This is a genomic window from Paenibacillus rhizovicinus (genome assembly GCF_010365285.1).
Lineage (GTDB): Bacteria > Bacillota > Bacilli > Paenibacillales > Paenibacillaceae > Paenibacillus_Z > Paenibacillus_Z rhizovicinus.
The window spans coordinates 50,323-69,636 of sequence record NZ_CP048286.1 but is presented as its reverse complement, the minus strand read 5'-3'; the positions used below and the strand labels follow the sequence as shown (position 1 = coordinate 69,636).

Genomic DNA, 19,314 nt, shown 5'->3' with positions numbered 1-19,314 from the left:
AAGCTATTCGGCAGGATAGTGAGTGACAGTATTTTTGAGTTGCCGAGGGTCTGAGTGGAAGGATATAATTGGAAAAATAATATTCAAGAAGACTTTATCATCACATAATGGATGGGAGAGTATTATGTATCCAATTAAATTGGTTTTGTTTGATCTAGATGATACACTTTTACACTTTGCCGACTATTGGGAAAATAGTGTTAAGGACGCGTTCAGAAATCATTTTTTCACCAGTGAAATGAATAGTAACGATTTATTTGAAGTCTTTAGTAATGTAGAACAACTCTTAGTAAAGAAATTAGATAGCAAACAAATTTCTTTTGACGAATATCGGACTAAACGTTTTCTCTATTCTATGGATCAAATGGGGAAAACAACGGATGTAGAAACGGCAATTAACTTTGAAATGTTCTACCAATTAATAAGTAAAAAGCATATGAAGCCTAATGTGATGATAAACAAAATTATTGAGGATCTTAGTAATTATTATCAAATAGGAGTATTGACGAATGGAAGCAAAGGTTGGCAGAATGATAAATTACAGGCAATCGGATTAGATGGTATCATTCCAAAAGAGTATGTGTTCATATCCGAAGTTATCGGCTATGAAAAACCAAGCCCAGAAATTTATTATTACGTTCTAAGTATGTCTTCATTACCACCAGAACAGGTACTTGTCGTGGGTGACTCTTGGACAAATGATGTTGCGGCTCCAATACAAGAAGGGTTGCAAGCTATATGGTTAAATAAAAAGAATTATCAAGTACCTCAAGAGCCTCGCCCTCTAGCAGTGATTACCGATATAGAGGAGTTACGTGCCATTTTGTTGCACACGTAGGGGACAGTCCCCTTGATCGAGTACCTTGTTCTCGCTATTCCGCTAACGGGAGACGATAGTTGAATATATACTCAACGGCAGCCGTCCACGTGATATTCCCCCCTTACGATAACAGGATTTATTATTTCACCTGTCTACCGTATGGGAGCATATCAACGATTGGCTGCCGTCGTTGTGCTAAAGGGCAGCGTCCAACTTAAAACGGAGATGAAACGAAGTTGAGAAAATACGCTCTCACTGTACCCAACACTTCCCATGAAATTAAAAAAATCATGATATATGAAACCGCAGATAATGGAGTATATCTCTTTGTTTATCAGACACAGAAGGATGAGCCATCGCATAATGATTTTTGGTTTGACCATGTAGAAGATGCAGAAAATTTCAGCGAAGCGTATTTCCGAACATCGGAAAATGGATGGGTGCAAATTGATGATCCCGTTGAAGGTTGCCAGCATGATTTAATCAGACCGATAAGGCGCATAGATAATACTTATGAAATACTTGAAAAGAGCGTTTGGAAGAAGATCGAGCTATAAAAACAATGCCTTGTTAAGCTATCGGGAGGATAGTTCCATCACTTATTGAATACTTCATGTAAACAGGCTCGTTATTAATTTGGTAATTGCAAGTGGGTCGTTACTATCTACTTCTGATTATATTGAGAGGGTGTCTATAATGAGCGAAATCAGATTAATCGAAGACCATGATTGGGATTCCATTAAAACAATTTACGAAGAAGGAATTCGAACAAAGAATGCCACATTCCAAACAGAAGCACCTACTAAGGAGCATTGGTTTACTAATCATATTCCTAGTTGTAGCATCGTTTATGTACTAGATGGCATGGTCGTTGGCTGGGCTGCGTTAAGCCTAATATCCTCGAGATGCGTTTACGCAGGTGTCGCGGAGGTAAGCATTTATATTTCCGAGCGCGTCAGAGGTCAGAGAATCGCAACAGCTCTACTCGGCAGACTCATTGACATATCGGAGCAGAATGGCTTCTGGACGCTACAGGCGGGCATATTTCCCGAGAACATTCCTAGTATGAAGTTGCATCTCAAGCACGGGTTCCGAGAACTCGGGAGAAGAGAACGCATCGGTAAACTTGGTGACACTTGGAGAGATGTCATGTTAGTTGAAAGGCGTAGCAGAGTGGTGGGGATCGACTAACTTACACAAGGAAGCACATTTAGCTACCCAAACAGCAGGAGATCGAATATTCAACTAAACGGGAAACGTTAGTTGAACAAAAACACGGAGCAGATCTGTCACGCGGCAGCTGCTTCGTGTTTTATTAAGCTAAAGGGCAGGTTAATTGAGCATTCGAACCGAATTTGTTATAAATGGAAAATGATTTGGAGGGGTAGTTTTTTTGAATATAAGACATATTGAACCAGAAGATTGTAAAGCAATATTGGAGGTAGCCTCAAATTGGTGGGGGAGCAACTATTCGAGTGATATGTTCTCAAAATGGTATATCCAACACTTTCGTGATACTTGTCTTTTAGCTGAAGAGAACGGGAGAATGATAGGGTTTATTATGGGATTTTTGTCACAATCTAAATCAGATGAAGCTTATATTCGAATTGTTATGATCGATTCAGTATATCTTGGTAAAGGTGTTGGACGAGCGCTATATGAGGAATTCTTTAAATGCGTCGGAGTGAAGGGTAGAAACGTAGTTCGATGTGTAACAGCCCCTAGAAAGAAGGATTCTGTAGCCTTCCATACGCGCATGGGATTTGTTATTGAACCTCAGAAACAAGAATTTGAAGGTTTGCCTGTGTGCGTTGATTATGATGGCCGCGATGGTGTTAGGGTAGTCTTTAAGAAGGTTCTTTAATCGTAAGGGATTAAACTCCCTCGGGCAGCAGTTTAAGATTAGTCGCTGAACTGTAACACAAGTAGCGGCGAGAATTACTTCTGATTACTTCAAACTAATCGCAACTCAAGATAGATTGGAATAACTGACTGTATTTGTCAGTGATGTGTGATTATAATCAATATGAGTTCGGAGTTAATTCGGCACAGTTCTTGGAAAGAAGGCTTAGACGATGACGAAATCGGACAATATGTTATCGATTCTCTGGATGCTGCGCTCAGGCAAGCGGATGACTGCGAAGCAGTTGGCGGAAGAGCTGGAGATTCACGTGCGGACTGTCTATCGCTGCATCGATTCTCTGTGCGCCAGCGGGGTTCCAATCATTGCGGATTCGGGCCCAAACGGCGGCTATAGCATCCTAAGCCGGTTTACCGATTCACCGCTCTTCTTCGATATCGAGGAGCAGAAGGCGTTGATCCATGCCTCGATATTTGCCAAGGAGGCCGGATACCCCTATTCAGATCATTTAACCCGAGCGATGGACAAGATGATGCGTTACGCCAACGAGAAGCAACTGAATCATCTTAAGAGTCATAGTACTGCCTTATCCGTCATTTATCCACGAACGGACGGAGAGCTCCAACTCTATCTTCAAATGCTGGAGGCGGCGGCAGGACAGGGACGGACGGTGGAAATGCAATATGACCGGGGCAAGGGTGAGGCCCCTCTTCCACGACTGTTCGACCCTTATGGTATCGTCTATTGGAAAGGGAACTGGTATACGGTAGGGTATTGCGGTTATCGGGAGGAGTTGCGGAATTTTCGAGTGGACCGTATTCGCTCATTGCGGGAGACAGAGGGACGTTTCGAGCGTCCGGCGGGTTTCTCGGCTAAGGATCATCTTCTCGATCATCTGCTTCCCAATCCAACCCGACCCGCACGATTCGAGACTGTGCGGATCAAGGGGAAAGAGCAGGTTCTTAACGAGTTGTGCCATCACTGGTTGTTCGGGCACACGCTCGTGGAGCGTATGCCCGAAGAGGCCGTGTTCCAGTTAGAACATTCGAAGTTGCAGACGTATGTACCTTATTTTTTGATGGCGTACAGTACAGCCTTGCAGATTGAGTCGGAGCTGCTTGTCGGGAAGATGGTGGAGGCAAACGCTCGAATGCTTGCGCATTACGAAGCCATGTTGGCAAATTCCACAAGAAGAAAGGAAGATGAACGATGAGCAAGTTCGCCATGTTTGGAAAATTAACGGCCCACGAGGGGAAACGGGAAGAGCTCGCGGAGATGATGCTGGCATCCAGCGCGACATTGAACGATATGGAGGGCTGCATCTATTATATCCTGCATGCGGCTGAAGAAGATCCTAACGATCTTTGGATCACGGAGCTATGGGAGAGCCAGGAGTTTCATGCCGCGTCTTTGCAAAACGAGAAGGTATTGGAGCTAATCGGGCGTTGCCGGCATTTAATCGCAGGGGGCAGTGCCGTAAAGGTTCGGCCGCTCGGAGGAAAAGGATTTTAATTAAATCGATGAGCGGTTCTATACCTGATTCAGGAGGAATGAGGTTGGACTGGAATTACTATGATACGTTCATTACCGTTGCCGCGGATTGCCCCTCAGAGACCGGAATAAAGCCCCTGGACAAGAAAGACGGGAAAACAAAGCCGGGTATCGAATTTGAGTTACTCGCGAATAATCCGTATGGCTATACGCAGGAGGAGCTCCTGTACATCGTACATATCCGACATAAAAACATTCCGGAGGAGGAGTTAGCTGAGAGAGGTGACCAGATTCGAGACGAATTTTTCATGAAACCGAAACCATGCTTGAGAGCATCGATGCTCCCGAAAAAATACGGATGGGGTATTCATTTCAATGCGAAGGGGAAAATCGCGATCGTTCCGATGGAATCCCCAGAATATAGGCGTTTCGTGGAAGGAGCCAATGGGAATGTGAAGCTGCTCGCCGCTATGAGAAACAAGAAGAAATGATTGCAATCACAGGTTCAGTAGACACATTTACGCAATCGAACGAGAGCTTATCAATGTTCGAACGGTTCCCGGTTATCCGAGTGGTCGTCGAAGATCTGCTTGTTGATGGCGATTAAGCTGCGAGTCGCACAAGTATTCAGGGAATCAATATAGCGGATTCTGAAAAACAGCCGATGATTATTGAACTTATCCGCGTAGAAAACCAACGAATTGCCGAAGTATGGGGCGTACGAATATGGGAGAGTTTTTCGGGGAAAAGCGTAAGGGCTAACCTCAATAGATAATTCGTTATCCGGATAGAAGGAGCCATGTACCATCAAATTCAGCAACAGAGCGCATGCGGGAACAGAAGGGGCGAGTTTTCGCTCCTTTTTTATTGCTCTTTTGCACGCTGCTCCACGTACCTCCGGAGGCTTTCACTCCCATTTCTCGACGGGTCGATGCCCTTTCATTCCTTCGTTACGCCTACCCGGTGGGTGGAGGCGGGTTTCCTAACGGTACGGGTCTGTGCCCTTTTGTTGAACGCAATCCGGTACTCCGTGCAGTCTTGAGATCCCGCGAATAAGCCAGTATTCGTGTTCATTAAGCAGCAATTAAGCACGTCGATTACCTGTTGAACGGTGAGTTTTTGAAGATCGGCAGGCGTTGGAAAGAGACGCAGGACTGCTAGCGAACCGGAGCCAATGAGGTGCTTGTATACCTGACGCAGCGTTGTTAAGTGAACTATATACGAATTTTGAACAACCGACGCAGGTCGGATCAATGCGTTTTTCCAAATGAACAAAACATTGCTTAAAGATAGGATTGTTCTCTGACACCCAGCCGATGTTTTGTTACAATGAAAGAGTCTCGCACATATTTTTCCATATTAGGAGGAGGGAATTTATGAACAACAAGCAAGTTTCATATGAAGAAATCAAAGGGCGCCTGCAGACCGGGGATCTTCTGTTCTGCCACGGCATCTTTGCGGAGGCTCTTCAAGTGGAGGCGATGCAAGGCTCGCCATGGTCGCATATCGGTATGGTTGTCAGACTGCCGGGATTCGATGAGCCGCTCTTCTGGGAATCTACCACGACGCAAACGCTCGGGGACGTGATGGAACACCGTATCAAAACAGGGCCGATGCTCGTAACGCTCAAGGAGCGAATTGCCACGGACGTAAGTGACGGCTACGATGCGTTGTTCGCATTTCGCCTGCTAAATGGAGCACGGAACGATGACATGTTGGCTAAATTGAAGGCGTTTATCGAAGAAGTACACGATGCCTCGTTTCCATCGCTCGAGCGGATGGCGTTCGAATTGCTCGAAGGCAAGCTGCTCCGCGCGCAAGCGGGCTATAAAAGCTTCTTCTGCAGCGAGCTGGTAGCGGAAACGTACATGCGCCTTGGCATCATGGACAGATCGATGCCATCGAACAGCTACCGGCCGGTCGACCTCTCGAACAGAACCGACCTCCCGCTGATCAACGGATATACGCTCGCCGACGAACTGCTGACCTTGCAGGATGTCTAGAAAGGCACGTTTGCTGTCGCTGATCATGCTCGTTATGATTGGACTTGCCTGCTGCGGCGAGAGCAGGGCTGGCGCGGAGCCGAACTCGACTTCGCGGGCGGTTCGCGGCAGCCTGGATCTGACGGGCTGGGATTCGCGGCAGGACGGAATCGTTGCACTGAACGGCGAATGGTCGTTTTACTGGTCGACATTATTGACTCCGGAAGACTTCCGCAGCGGCAAGGCCCCCCGGACATCCGGCTATTTTACGATGCCTGGCTATTGGAATCATCATGCGGCAGGCGCGAATTATCCGGCCGATGGCTACGCGACCCTGCGCTTGAAGGTTCGTCTGGCGCCGCGGGACGGCGTTATGGCACTCAAGGTGAACAACATTTTTTCGGCCTACCGCATTTGGGTCAATGGCGAAATCGTCGCCTCCGCGGGGAAGGTGGGCAAGAACAAGGCAAGCACGGTGGCGCGGCAAATCGTGCAGACGGCGCCCTTCCCCGTAACGACGGGCATGCAGGAACTGGAGATCGTCGTTCAGTTCGCCAATTACAGCTATACGAAGAGCGGCTTCCAGAACGCGATGCAGCTGGGATCGGTTGCGCAAATCGAAGCGCTCTACAGGCGGAACATGGAAGGAACGTTCATCGCCTTCGGGGCTTGCACGATCATGGCGTTGTACCATCTTGTGCTCTTCGCCCTGCGGCGCCGCGAGTATTCCGCGTTGTACCTGGGCTTATTCTCGCTGTTCGTCGCCATTCGCATTCCGTTCGTGAACGATCGTTATGTTTACAATTGGTTCCCGAACATGAACTGGGAGCTGTTCTGCAAGATACCTTACGCCGTGTTCTTCTTCTGCATGATCATGATCGCGATGTTCGTGCAATCGCTTTATGCGCGCTACTTCGCCCGGCCGATCGTCATTGCGGTGCAAGCATCCGGAGCCGCCGCCACGTTGTTCTGCCTGCTCACCCCGCAGCGATGGTACGATAAACTGCTTATTCCTTACGAGCTGATGACATGCTGCTTCATCGCTTATACGTTGTACGTGCTAATCCGGGCGATGCGCGATCGCCAGCCGGGAACGCTGACGTTCCTGATCGGCTTCGCCGGACTGTCCGGCACGATCATTCACGATTTCTTGTACATGAGCGAGAAAACGCATCTCGGGTCGCTCGCTCCTTACGGGTTGCTGATATTTATCGCCATGCAATCGCTCATTCTGGCAGGGCGGTTCGTGCGCGCGTTTACGGAAGTCGAACAGATGTCCAGCCGGCTCCTTGCCATGGATAAAACGAAGGATGAATTTCTGGCCCAAACGTCCCACGAACTGCGGACGCCGCTGCACGGCATGATCGGACTGTCCGAATCTCTGATCGACGGTATTGCCGGGGAGCTGCCGGAGCAAGCCGTTCGCAACCTCCAGCTGGTCGTCTCGAGCGGCAGGCGATTGGCTGCGCTCGTCGGGGATGTATTGGATTATGCGCAGCTGAAACACAAGGATTTGAAACTGTTCCGCTCGGATATCGATCTGCGGAGCGCGGTCGACGTCGTGCTGCAGCTGAACGAGCCGTTGTTAAGCGGCCGAAAGGTGCGGCTGATTAACGACGTGCCGGGACGATTGAACGTATCGGCCGACGAGAACCGGCTGCAGCAAATCCTTCATAATCTCATCGGCAATGCCGTCAAGTTTACGGATGCCGGAAGTATCACGGTATCGGCCTCCGAAGCAGGAGACGACGTAGAAGTTCGGGTGACCGACACGGGCGCCGGCATTCCGGACGAAATCCGGGAACGCGTCTTCGACGCCTACGAGCAAGCCGATGGGGTCCGGCGGGAAGGAACGGGCTTAGGTTTAGCCGTCACGAAGAAGCTTGTCGAGCTGCATCGCGGGTCGATCGGCATCGAGACGACGCCGGGCGGCGGAGCCTGCATCGTCTTTACGCTTCCTCGGCTGACTCGGCCTTCGGCTCCGCCGCTGCAAGAGGCGGCGGGCGTCATTCGTCAGGAGGGCGGATTTGCCGGCCAAACGGCCTCGGATACCATGGACATGACTGCGATGGGCGATCTGGAAGCGGAAGAGGGTGACGCCCGCCGCGTTCCCGGAGCACGCATTCTGATCGTGGATGACGAAGCGGTCAATTTACAGGTGCTCCGCAACCACTTGATGATGGATGGCTACGATGTTATCGAGGCCGCCGATCCAGCCGAAGCGTTGAGACTCCTGGAATCCGGATCCAAGCCGGACCTTGCGGTCCTCGACGTCATGCTCCCGCATATGTCGGGTTTCGAACTATGCGCGCGCATCCGCGAACGGTATGCTGCAAGCGAATTGCCCGTCATCTTTCTTACCGCGAAGCCGCTGCACGCCGACGTGATCGAAGGCTTCGACGCCGGGGCCAACGATTATTTGACGAAGCCGGTCGTCAAACGCGAGCTGCTGGTCCGTATTCGGCTTCACTTGCAACTGGCGCACTGGAACCGCGCGCTCGAGCGCCGGGTAAAGGAGAGGACGGAGCAGCTCGAGGAAGCGCTCGCTTCCCTTCATCAGGCTCACGACAGACTGATTCAATCGGAGAAGCTCGCTTCTCTGGGCGAGCTCGTCGCGGGCATCGCCCACGAAATGAACAGCCCCATTGGAATCGGGGTGACGGCCTCTTCTCACCTGGTCGAGCGAACGAAAACGCTGTCGGAACGCTACGTCCAAGGCGCGCTGCGCAAGAGCGAGCTGGAAGCGTTCTTGGCCGAATGTTCGGAAACCGCGGCCATCCTGCTCGGCAATTTGCAGCGAACCGAGCGGCTGATTACCAACTTCAAGCAGGTTGCCGTCGATCAGACGTTCGAAGAACGGCGGTCTTTCCGGGTGAGGGAATACATGAACGAAATCCTGCTAAGCATTATGCCGAAGCTGAAGCAAAGCCGTCACCGCGTTGTGCTCCACATCGATCCGTCGCTCGAAATTATCGGTTACCCGGGCGCGTTGTATCACATCATGACCAACCTGCTGCTCAACTCGTTGCTGCATGCTTACGACGCCGGCCCGGAAGGGACGATCGTCATTCGTGCGGAAGCCGACGCGAAAGCGCTGACCGTTACCTACTCGGATGACGGTAAAGGCATCGAGCCGGAGCTGATTCCGCGGATCTTCGATCCGTTCGTGACGACGAAACGAGGGCGGGGCGGAACGGGCCTCGGACTCAGCGTCGTCTACAACCTGGTCGTGCAAACCTGGGGAGGAACGATCGTATGCGACAGCGTGGCAGGTCACGGAACGGCATTCCAGATGGTATTGCCATTACAAAACGGTGCATTGGAGGGGACGGGATGAACGATAGCATGATCGACGCGTCCGACAGGCTGCAGTTGATGGCCGACGACGACGCCGATGATGAAACGGTCTTGTATTGGAAATTTCTGATCGTCGACGATGACCCGGATATTCATACCGTCACGAAGCTGGTGTTGGAAGGCCATACGTTCGAAGACGGCAAACTGCAATTCTTCAGCGCCTATTCGGCCGTAGAGGCGATCCTGCTCCTGGAACGGCATCCCGACATCGCGGTCGTGCTCTTGGACGTCGTCATGGAAGAAGACGATGCCGGACTGAAGCTCGTCAAGCGCGTGCGCGAGCAGATGGGTAACCGGCTCGTTCGGATCATCCTGCGGACCGGACAGCCCGGGCAAGCGCCCGAGCATACGGTCATCCGGTCTTACGACATTAGCGATTACAAGGAAAAAACGGAGTTGACCAGCACGAAGCTGTTCAGCACGGTCTATACGTCGATCAGGACGTATCGGTATTTGAACAGCATCGCAGCCGCCCACGATACGCTGGAACGGCGCGTCCGCGAACGAACGCAAGAGCTGGAGGAGCGGGCGCGCGATTTGCACGCGTCCATGCGGCATACGTACGAAGCGATGATGGAGGTTTCGGTACTGGAGGAGCGCAACCGGATCGCGAGAGACATTCATAACGTTGTGGGCCATACGCTCACCGCCGCGGTCGTTCAGCTAGAAGCCGGCAAACACCTGATTAACCTGGATACCGAGCGGGCATCCGAGAAGATGGACCTGGCAAGCCAGCTCGTCCGCAAAGGGCTTGACGAAATCCGAAGCTCGGTCCATCAATTGGCGGATGAACGGGAAACCGTCGATTTGCAGCGGGATCTCGCCAGACTCGTCCGGGAAACGGAAGCCCATGCCGGCGTTTGCATCCATTGCGAGATCGAACCGATGCCGAAGCTGAGTTTTTTCCAGATCAAGCTGCTCTGCCATGCCTTGCAGGAGGGACTCACGAACGGCATCCGCCACGGCCGGAGCACCCGTTTCCATTTCAGGCTTGCTTATGCTTCCGGCGATCGCCGCATCGCGTTCGCCCTGCGCAACAACGGCCTCGTTCCTCGCGCGCTTGCCTTCGGCTTCGGCCTCGGCGCGCTGCGTGACCAGGTCGAGCTCGCGCACGGAAGCTTATGTTTGGAGCCGGTGCCGCATGAAGGAATGGAATTGCGCATCATCTTTCCAATCGCGGGGGCCGTTACGGGATCGGAGCTGCTGCCATGAAGAGGCTGCGCTTAATCATTGCCGACGACCAAGCTTTAATGAGAGACGGCCTTCAGACCATATTGGAGCTGCAGCCCGACTTGGAGGTCGCGGGTACGGCGGAGAACGGGCAGCAGGCGCTGGAGATGGCACGCGAGATGAAACCGGACCTGGTGCTGCTCGATATCGAAATGCCGGTCATGAACGGGATCGAATGCACGCGGCGGCTGAAAGAGGAGGCTCCTGACACGGTGATTCTTCTGCTGTCCACCTTTGCCGAAGACAAGTACATTCTCGACGGGCTCTCGAACGGCGCCAGCGGCTATCTGCTCAAGGATATGGAAGGGCACCGGCTCATAGAAGCGGTGCGCGACGCCGCGAGCGGCAAGCTGATGATGCCGGCCGTAATTGCCGCGAAGCTGGCTGCCACCTTGACGCGTCGTTCGGCGGAGGCCGAACTGGACGCGGAGGCGCGCGGCGATCTTCGCCGGGAACTCCGCCTCACCGAACGCGAAGCGGAAATCGCCAAGCTGATGGCACAGGGCATGACCAACAAGCAAATCGCCAAAGCGCTGTTCATGCACGAGGGAACCGTCCGCAATTATGTGAGCGTCATCTATTCGAAAATCGGCGTAAGCGACCGCGCCAAGGCGCTCCTTGCCTTGCAGGATTGGCTGTCGCGGCCATAAGTTCGCCAGCATCCGAACCGGAAACGGTCGGATGCTTTTTTTGTCATATGACAAAATCGACGACGGGCGTAACTGCCGCCATGACAGTCATTCACGGTATAACGAATATAGCAAGACCATTCTCGCAGGGAACATGAAAGGAGGAGCGCAATTGGGAAAAGGACTCGATACGACGGTCAATTGCCATTCGCTCGCAGGAAGCATCAAGGAAGCCGGTTACGATTTCGTATGCAGGTATTACAATCGGAACAACCCGGGCAAGAATCTGACCCGCGAAGAAGCGGCAGCGCTGTCGGGTGCAGGACTGCATGTCGTCGCGGTATGGGAGAACGGCTATCCGACGTCGCCGGATTACTTCTCGTACGAAGCCGGAAAGAAAGACGGACATGACGCGCACCGTTACGCACGTTCGATCGGCCAGCCGGCGAATACGCCGATTTATTTCACGGTCGATTACGACGCGTCGCTTGCGGACTTATCCGGCGTCATCAATCGTTACATGCGCGGCGTCATCGATGCCTTCCAAGAGGAAGAACCAGCCGCAGCCGGCATCCGTTATGACGTCGGCATCTACGGGTCGGGCCTGACGTGCGGCCGCATGCTTGGCGACTTCGGCGGCAGCCCCGGCATCGGGTATGCGTGGCTCGCCGAATCTCGCGGGTGGAGCGGCTACGGCAAGTTCGAACAGTGGAACATCAAGCAGTTGACCGGCGCGACGGTCGCCGGCATCCCGGTCGACACGAATATCACGAACGGCAACGGCGGCGGATTCAAAGTGGAAGGAGCGTGATCGGCCGATGGCGCAGCTACGGCTCTCACCGCTGCCGCGTAAGGTTGGCCTGACCGGCTTTGCCGGGCTTATCGGCATTATCGTGCTGATGCTGGTTCTGCCCAGCCTCCTCGTTCACGCGAATTTGACGAAGCCCGAGACGAAGAAGCTTGTGATCGAGCTGGACCGGGCATTGTTCGGCAAGGAGCTGACGGAGAAGGATGCCGCCGGCAGCCGGGTGATGAAAGCGGAGGTGAACCGTATTCTGGCCGCCGCCAATGAACAAGGCGACGCCAAGACTCCGCTCTCGGACGCGCAGCAGAAGCTCGTGGCCTCGCTGAATGAACGAGCGGCTGACGGGCAGGGCGCCTTATGGCTGGCTTCGTTCGTACTGATGGCGTGCTTCTTCTTGATCGTCAGCCTCCGCATTACCGGCAAGGCTTTCGGCCTGCTCGTCAACGAACGCAACCTGATGGATTTATCGCGGTTCCAGACGGTGTTATGGACGATGATTCTGCTCTCCGCCTATTACACGGCAGCTTCCCTGCGCATCTATGGTCTTCAAAACATCGAAGATGCGCTTAACGTTACGTTGGATTGGCATCTTTGGGCGCTGATGGGCATCAGCTTCACCTCCCTCGTCGCCACTCCGTTGATCCACGTGAACAAACAGGCCAAGACGATCGCGGACGACGAAGCAGCGAAGCTGCAACCCGCCGCGGTAGAAGAAAGCGACGGCATCCTGTGCGCCCGTTCGAACTTCGCCGACGCGTCCTGGACGGACCTGTTCAAGGGCGACGAGCTTAAGGACGCCGCCTACGTCGATATCGCCAAGCTGCAGATGTTCTTCTTCACGCTCGTCGCCGCGCTCAGCTACGCCGCGCTGCTGCTACAAATGTTCGGCAGCCTGGCGCCCGGCGCGATTACGGACTTCCCGGCGGTCAGCGAAGGGCTGCTCGCGCTGCTCGGCATCAGCCACGCCGGCTATTTAACCAGCAAATCGATCGATCGGACGAAGAGCGCATGAGACTTGCGATCGTCAACGCGAAGATCGTCAACCCGAAACAATAAAGGAGAGATGAACGGTGAAAGACAGCACTAATCTGCTCACGGACTTCGATTTATGCCTCGCGCTTGCCCAGAAGGCGATCAACAGCCAGATGACCTACGCATGGAAGGCGTGGAAGCGCCGGAAGCAATTCAGCGATACCTTAAGCCTGTATCCGAAGAAAGACGACGGCACCCCTTCCAAGTTCGGCCTGACCGCCGTCATATCCCCGCTCGAGGTTAGCCTGAACGTCAAGGACGGCAAGCTCGGCCAAGTGAAGGTCACCTTGACGCTCGCCTCCGGCAATGTCCACTATTACGACGAGGACCGGGAAGAGGCGGCCGATCAGGCGATCTCGAATTGGAGCGTATCCTTCATTACCGATCTGGATAAGAAGCCCGTCGACCTCGCGGCGCTTGCCCAGATCGACTCCGACGCGCATGACGTCGCGGCGCAGCTGATTGCCGGCAGCGGCCTGCCGGACAGCGTTTTCGCAATCGAATATTTGTTCATGAAGCTGACCGAAGTCGATCTGCTTCTCTCGGACAACAAGAACGTCAATATTCCGGACGGTGTGAACGCCTCCGCGCGGACCAAGGCACTTAGCAGCTTGAATCATTTGCTTCAGGGCGATATGGGCGAATTCATGCTCGGCACCGTCGTTCGCCGCAATACGCTGCATGCGGCGCCGACCTTCGCCATGACGGATTTCGTCTTCGACGTGCATGCCAACTGGACGAACGCGGATGCCGCAACGTTGAGCTATCTTGGCGTGTTCGCGGGACGGAGCCTGCCGAACGATATCAACGCGGCCCGAATCGAGCTGGCCGGCGACTGGGTAAGCCCGGGCATGATCGACGGCTCGGATGCGCTTGTATCCGGCATCATGGCGATTCGCAAGGAGGTGTTCCTGGATCAATACCTGATGCCGCAGTTCACGCAGGTACTGGGCGTTAATCCGACCGTCAACGGTTTGAAACGGCGATTCGCGGTGCAGAACACCCAGAGCCATACCTCCCGCGACCTCGTCGACCGTAAAGTCGAGGATACACGAGGGTACTGGCTGGAAATCGCGATCGTTCCCGGGAGCAACGCAATGTCCATCGCCGGCAGCATCGACGGCTCGTTCACGTATACCGAGCATACGCTGGGACCAGCCGGCATGGAGACGGCCCGTCTCGAGGGGTCGGGAAGCAAGGCGATCAGCGGTTCCGTCGCGCTTTCGACGCCGGGAGGCACGTCGGCCTTCTCCGTCGACGCCAAGCTGAACTACGGCTTCGGCGACCTGCTGTCGCACGAAGATGCCGGCGGCTTCGGCAAAGTCGAGAACGCGATGTCCTGGATTCCGAAGCTGCTCGGCATCAACAAGGGAACCCTGCTCGAGATGCTGGGCGAGATCGTGTCGGATAACGTCAACGCGTTGAATGCCGCATTGCAGAGAGCGCTCGGCCACATTGCGGTCGACATGTCCCATCACCATTTCATTCCGCCGGGCGGAGGCGTGTTCACGTTCCAGAATCTCCGGTTCTCCGATCAGACCGGCGACATGATGCTCGACGTTATTTATAAAGCGCCTTAATCCGGCTATACGATAACGGCATTTCATCCGAAAGAGGAAAGGGGACACCCACAATGGCTAATCCGCGAGTGAACCGATTCACCGCAAACGATAACGCGGGCATTCCGCAAGCATTCACCGTATCCAACGAGATCATCGACCATTTCGAAGCGGCCCGCACATTCGGCCGCGAGGACTTGGCCGACCCAGCCGTGCACGGCCGATTCCAGCGGCGCGTTATTGCGCTTCCCGACCGCAGGTACAGCGCGGTCGCGCCGATGATGCTGTCGATCGGCAATCAGAACGGCCTCTATCTGGCACGCAAGGAAATGTCCGCGGACAGCGGCTGGAGCATGACCGACCTTGGCGCGTCGATATCCTCCGCCGTCGGAGGGGCGACGCAGGTGCGCGCCGTAAGCGCAGGCTGGACCGACGACGACCGGATCACGGTCGCGGTCGCGGTCGACGACGGGCCGGGACAAATCAGGAGCCGCGTATTCGTCGCCTATAATTTATCGAGCGCCGCAAGCGATTGGAGCCGGATCGCCTGGTCGGATTGCGGCACCAGGGAGAACGTGCGGATCGAGGGCATCCGCGTGCTGGACGAAGGCGACGATACGTGGACGGTCGTGCTCGCGGGCAGCAAAGGACCTAACGAAGCTATCTATCTGCTGCGCAGCGACCGGACGCCTTCTTTCGCCGGTGCGCTCGTCTTCAATCCCGCCGTCTCGCTTGAAGACATTCTGGATTTCGAAATCGGCGTTCATCCGACCTACGGCGGCGGGCTGCATGTGCTCGGAATCGGAAGCGGCAGCCGGGTACTGGCCTTCCGGCCGTTCCCTGCGTACGACAGCGCCGGCAAACCGACCACGATTCCTCCCGTTGTCGGGCTGCCTTGCCCGGCTGGCGCCAATGTCCTGGAGACGGGCTTGACGACGGAAGACGGCTCGAATCTCTATATCGGCGGTCAGGGCTTGCAGCTGATTCAGGCCACCGAGCTCGATAACGCGGAAACCGCGCAGACGGTACAGATCGTCGATGCGACGGCGGCGGCGAACGTGCAGGATCTCGCCGCCGGCGAAGCCGCGGACGGCAGCGTATCCGTATGGGCTTTGCTGCAGAACGGAGACTTGAACGTCGTGCGGCGTGCCGGCGCGAACGACGAATGGGGGCCGTCGCTGCGGCTCCGGAGCGGCGTTCAGGAGATGGCGCCGATTCCGGGCGACAACCATTCGGCGACGTCGATTCTGGTCGTCTACGGCGATGCGCAAGCTGCGTATATCTGGCAGGACGGAGCCGCGAACGTCTGGCAGGAAGCCCCGGTGAACGTCGCCGACCCGGGTCAAGTCATGAAGGTGACTTGCTATGGAACGACGCTTCGTCTGCTGGATGACGCCGGCGTTCCGCGGCAGGGCGTCAACGTATCCGTGACGGCATCCGTGCTATCCAGCGTATCCCTTAACGGAAACGCGGTCTTGATCGGCCCCGATCAGGCAGTGACTGCGACAACGGACATGAACGGCGGGATCAACGTGTATAATCGCGTCAGGTCGCTGACCCCGGCCGTGTACCGCTTCACGGTCGACGGCATCGATGGTCACGTCGACGTCAATCCTGCGTCCGGGGTGTTCGACAAGTTCGCGTCGATGACTGCCGACGAGCTTCGCTCCGCTACTGTCAGCACGCCGTCCGGCGACGTACCGCTGCTGCCGGATAACTTCCGCACCGGCGCTGACAGCTCGCAGGTAGACGCGGTCGCCGGATCGCTCAACCAAGCGGCGAAACTCGCTATGTCCGTGGATGGCTCGGCTCCCGATGCGCGCATCGTTCAGAAGAATGCGCCGTTCAGTTCCGCGCTGCGGGCCGACGCGCTTCCCGATTCGTTCCGATGGGGCATTCAAGCGGATGCAAGCGGAGTGCGCGTCGTTCACGACGACGTCATCTCGAAGCTGATCGGAGCCGCGGAGAGCGCGGAGCGGTTCTTCGTGAACCTCGGCCATACGATCGCCGACTTCTTCGAGGGGATCGGCGAGAAGGCGAAGGAGGCGGTAACCTTCGTGCTGCACAAGGCGGAAGGGGCATTCCGGTTTATCTGCGCCATCGGCGACAAAATCAAGAAATTCGTGCTCACCACCCTGGAGGAAGCCGGCGCGTTCTTCAAATGGCTGTGGACGCAAGTCAAGACAGGACTCGAGAAGTTATGGGAATACCTCAAGTTCCTGTTCCGGTGGGAAGACATCGTACTCGTCCGCAACGCCATGGTAGAAGCGACGGACGCCGCGTTAACCTCTGTCAGACAGTCAATCGGCGGGTTGAAGACACAAGTCGCGGACGGCTTCGACAAGGCGATCGTCCAGATCGAACAATGGCGGACTGGAGGAGATGGCGTCGTTCCCGCGAAGCCGCGACGGCCCGAACCGGGGCAGAGCGTCATCGACGATCTGCGCAGGGCAGCATCGCCGATCCAGAAAGTGATGGACGACGTGCAAGGCAACAGCATCGTCGGTTGGGTCACGCAGCGCATTGGAAGACTCATGGATGATATCGTCCATGTGGAAGGGCCTTCCGTCATGAATGAAGCGGTCGACGCAGCGGATCGTTTCGTCGAGGGACTTCTCAGCGATGAGATCAACGATCTGATGGCGACGTGGAATAAGCTGCAGTCGGACATCGGCAGCTTATTCGGAGGCAAGGTTCCCGCGCCGAGCGAACTCAACTTCCGCACGATCAAGGATGCGCTGGTTACGGTAGGGGCCGATCTGCTTGAAGGGGTCTTGACCGGTCTGCGCGACTTCGTACTGCGAACGATCGATCTGATGCAAGACCTGATCGGTATCGCGCGCGACGCGTTATTCGCTAAGATCAGTTTCCCGTTCATCGAGAAGCTGGTAGAGCTTGTCGCGCCCGGCACCCATCTGGATACGTCGTTCCGGCTGGTCGACGGCATGATGCTGCTTTGCGCCATACCCGCCACGATCGCCTACAAGCTCATTGCCGGCGAAGCGCCTTTCAAGAAAGGCGACGTGATCGCGTTCCCGTTCGGGGAAGTAACCGTGCAATCCGACGTCGACGAGCTGCGCAAGTTTTCGTGGGTCGGCGGTCTTACGGCATCGTTCATCAAGCTGATCATCGCGGGCTATCAAGCGTACGTGCAGGGGAGCATCGCGACATCGAACGGGAAATCGGAGCCGACGGCAGCATGGAAGCTGTGGGTCGGCGCCGGCTTCGGAGCGGTCGGCGTCGTGGCGGAGAAATTCGGCATGCATGTGGATAAAGGCGAGGAGGTCTCGGCAATGGAGTGGACGATGCTCGCGCTGTCCGGATTGATGGCGTCGAAGACGGTTGCGCTGCTCCTGGCGGAAAATAAACCCGGCGCCGATGCCAAAACCATGCGGAAAATCAACTCCGGCATCGACCTTGTCGGCAGCGTGGTCCATTTCATCTTCCGAACGGCCGTCTTCGGGAAAGTCATCGACGATACCAACAAGTCAGAGACGGACAACAACAAGAGCAACGAGAATTTAACGGAAACGCTCGCATGGATGCAGAGCTTGTTCGATCACGCGGGAACGTCGCTGCTTGCAGCCGCCGGTTTGGATGACGACGAGGAAACGAAAGCGATGCTGCTCATCGGCGGAGGCGCCGGCAAAGGACTCTCCTTCGTATTGAACATGGTTCGGGTGCCGGTGTCGATAAATACGGGGCTTATGATGACGAACTAGCCGAGAGGGAGATCAAGCGGGCTGACTACCGGCCATGATAAGCCGTTCTCGTCGATGAGTTCATCGCAGCCGGCACGCAGCCGTTGCAGCAGCCGGGTTCCGGCCTCTTCCGGATAAGCTTGCCGCACCGCGGCGAAGCAGCCCGTGACTGCTGCGGCCGCGCCGCTCGTCATTCCTGGTTCGCCCGGCAGGGCGAAGAAGGTGGTGCTGCAGCCGGTGTTCAGGCTGGCATGAAGGCGTTGGCTCGCTTTGGCGAGACCGACGCCTTCTTCCATGTCCGCCAACGCGCCGACGCTTACGGTTTCTCGAATAATGGCCGGCCATGCCATGCCATGCAAGCTGCGGCTTCGATGCTCGGGATACCAGTTGCCTGCAGCCGTAACGGTAAGAATCCCCGACGCCAGCAATGCCGCGATATGGCGCTGCGCAGGCGTTCCACGCAGCGCTTCGTCGGATACGCGATGGCTGGAATCGGCGAATGCGGCGCAGACCACGCCGATTCCGAAACGGGCGGCGTTTGCCAGAATCCATGCGAATGCCGTATCGATCTGAGACTTGTCGCGCAACGCGCCGCGGCGGTCCATTAACTTCACCGGCAGGAGGCGGGCGGCCGGCGCGACGCTTAGGATCGTTGCGGATACGGCGGTCCCATGTCCGCTGTGGTCAGCGATATCCGTCTCGTCTCCTTCGCCGCTTAAATTGATGCCTGGCAGCACGACGGTGCCCGGCGGAAGCTTCTCAACGTTCACGCCGGAGTCGATCACGGCGATCGTTGCTATAGAGGAAAGACACGAATGATCAGATATGCTGTTAATCATGGGAGTAC

16 protein-coding genes are annotated in these 19,314 nt (G+C 55.2%); 15 read left to right on the top strand and 1 reads right to left on the bottom strand.

The window, feature by feature from the left end; genetic code table 11:
- Positions 1-124: 124 nt before the first annotated feature.
- The 15 genes from GZH47_RS00335 (at position 125) to GZH47_RS00265 (ending at position 18,488) form a co-directional block, all read left to right on the top strand.
- Entirely contained in the window at positions 125-838 is a 714-nt protein-coding gene (locus GZH47_RS00335) for an HAD family hydrolase (RefSeq protein ID WP_162637998.1), read from the top strand.
- Between the two features lie 218 nt (positions 839-1,056).
- Positions 1,057-1,377 carry a hypothetical protein gene (locus GZH47_RS00330; RefSeq protein WP_162637997.1) on the top strand — a complete coding sequence of 107 codons (321 nt, stop codon included), beginning with the start codon at positions 1,057-1,059 and terminating at the stop codon, positions 1,375-1,377.
- Positions 1,378-1,516: 139 nt separating this feature from the next.
- A complete protein-coding gene (locus tag GZH47_RS00325) occupies positions 1,517-2,011 on the top strand; it encodes a GNAT family N-acetyltransferase (protein ID WP_162637996.1) in 495 nt (164 codons plus the stop codon).
- Positions 2,012-2,213: 202 nt separating this feature from the next.
- The gene (locus tag GZH47_RS00320; protein WP_162637995.1) at positions 2,214-2,684 is read left to right on the top strand and encodes a GNAT family N-acetyltransferase; all 471 of its coding nucleotides are present in this window, start codon (positions 2,214-2,216) and stop codon (positions 2,682-2,684) included.
- A 211-nt stretch (positions 2,685-2,895) separates the two neighbouring features.
- A complete protein-coding gene (locus GZH47_RS00315; protein ID WP_162637994.1) occupies positions 2,896-3,894 on the top strand; it encodes a helix-turn-helix transcriptional regulator in 999 nt (332 codons plus the stop codon).
- Complete coding sequence (locus tag GZH47_RS00310; RefSeq protein WP_162637993.1) at positions 3,891-4,193, top strand: putative quinol monooxygenase; 303 nt, start codon at positions 3,891-3,893, stop codon at positions 4,191-4,193. Before GZH47_RS00315 ends, GZH47_RS00310 begins: the two co-directional genes overlap by 4 nt.
- A gap of 44 nt (positions 4,194-4,237) precedes the next feature.
- Positions 4,238-4,663 carry a DUF6157 family protein gene (locus GZH47_RS00305; RefSeq protein ID WP_162637992.1) on the top strand — a complete coding sequence of 142 codons (426 nt, stop codon included), beginning with the start codon at positions 4,238-4,240 and terminating at the stop codon, positions 4,661-4,663.
- Positions 4,664-5,548: 885 nt separating this feature from the next.
- Entirely contained in the window at positions 5,549-6,175 is a 627-nt protein-coding gene (locus GZH47_RS00300; RefSeq protein ID WP_162637991.1) for a C40 family peptidase, read from the top strand.
- Positions 6,168-9,491, top strand: coding sequence for an ATP-binding protein (locus tag GZH47_RS00295; RefSeq protein WP_162637990.1), 3,324 nt, complete (start codon positions 6,168-6,170; stop codon positions 9,489-9,491). Before GZH47_RS00300 ends, GZH47_RS00295 begins: the two co-directional genes overlap by 8 nt.
- Positions 9,488-10,723, top strand: coding sequence for an ATP-binding response regulator (locus GZH47_RS00290; protein ID WP_162637989.1), 1,236 nt, complete (start codon positions 9,488-9,490; stop codon positions 10,721-10,723). The genes GZH47_RS00295 and GZH47_RS00290 overlap by 4 nt, the downstream gene beginning before the upstream one ends.
- Positions 10,720-11,391 (top strand): response regulator, encoded by a 672-nt coding sequence (locus GZH47_RS00285; protein ID WP_162637988.1) that lies wholly within the window; start codon positions 10,720-10,722, stop codon positions 11,389-11,391. The genes GZH47_RS00290 and GZH47_RS00285 overlap by 4 nt, the downstream gene beginning before the upstream one ends.
- A gap of 151 nt (positions 11,392-11,542) precedes the next feature.
- Positions 11,543-12,181, top strand: a complete 639-nt coding sequence (locus GZH47_RS00280) for a DUF1906 domain-containing protein (RefSeq protein ID WP_162637987.1) — start codon at positions 11,543-11,545, stop codon at positions 12,179-12,181.
- 7 nt (positions 12,182-12,188) lie between these two features.
- Positions 12,189-13,187, top strand: a complete 999-nt coding sequence (locus tag GZH47_RS00275) for a hypothetical protein (RefSeq protein WP_162637986.1) — start codon at positions 12,189-12,191, stop codon at positions 13,185-13,187.
- A gap of 58 nt (positions 13,188-13,245) precedes the next feature.
- A complete protein-coding gene (locus GZH47_RS00270) occupies positions 13,246-14,787 on the top strand; it encodes a hypothetical protein (RefSeq protein WP_162637985.1) in 1,542 nt (513 codons plus the stop codon).
- A 53-nt stretch (positions 14,788-14,840) separates the two neighbouring features.
- Positions 14,841-18,488: a hypothetical protein gene (locus tag GZH47_RS00265; protein ID WP_162637984.1), complete on the top strand. Its 3,648-nt coding sequence runs from the start codon at positions 14,841-14,843 to the stop codon at positions 18,486-18,488.
- Here the strand turns inward: GZH47_RS00265 and GZH47_RS00260 are convergent.
- Positions 18,485-19,306 carry a S8/S53 family peptidase gene (locus GZH47_RS00260; protein WP_162637983.1) on the bottom strand — a complete coding sequence of 274 codons (822 nt, stop codon included), beginning with the start codon at positions 19,304-19,306 and terminating at the stop codon, positions 18,485-18,487. The genes GZH47_RS00265 and GZH47_RS00260 overlap by 4 nt on opposite strands.
- Positions 19,307-19,314 lie beyond the last annotated feature (8 nt).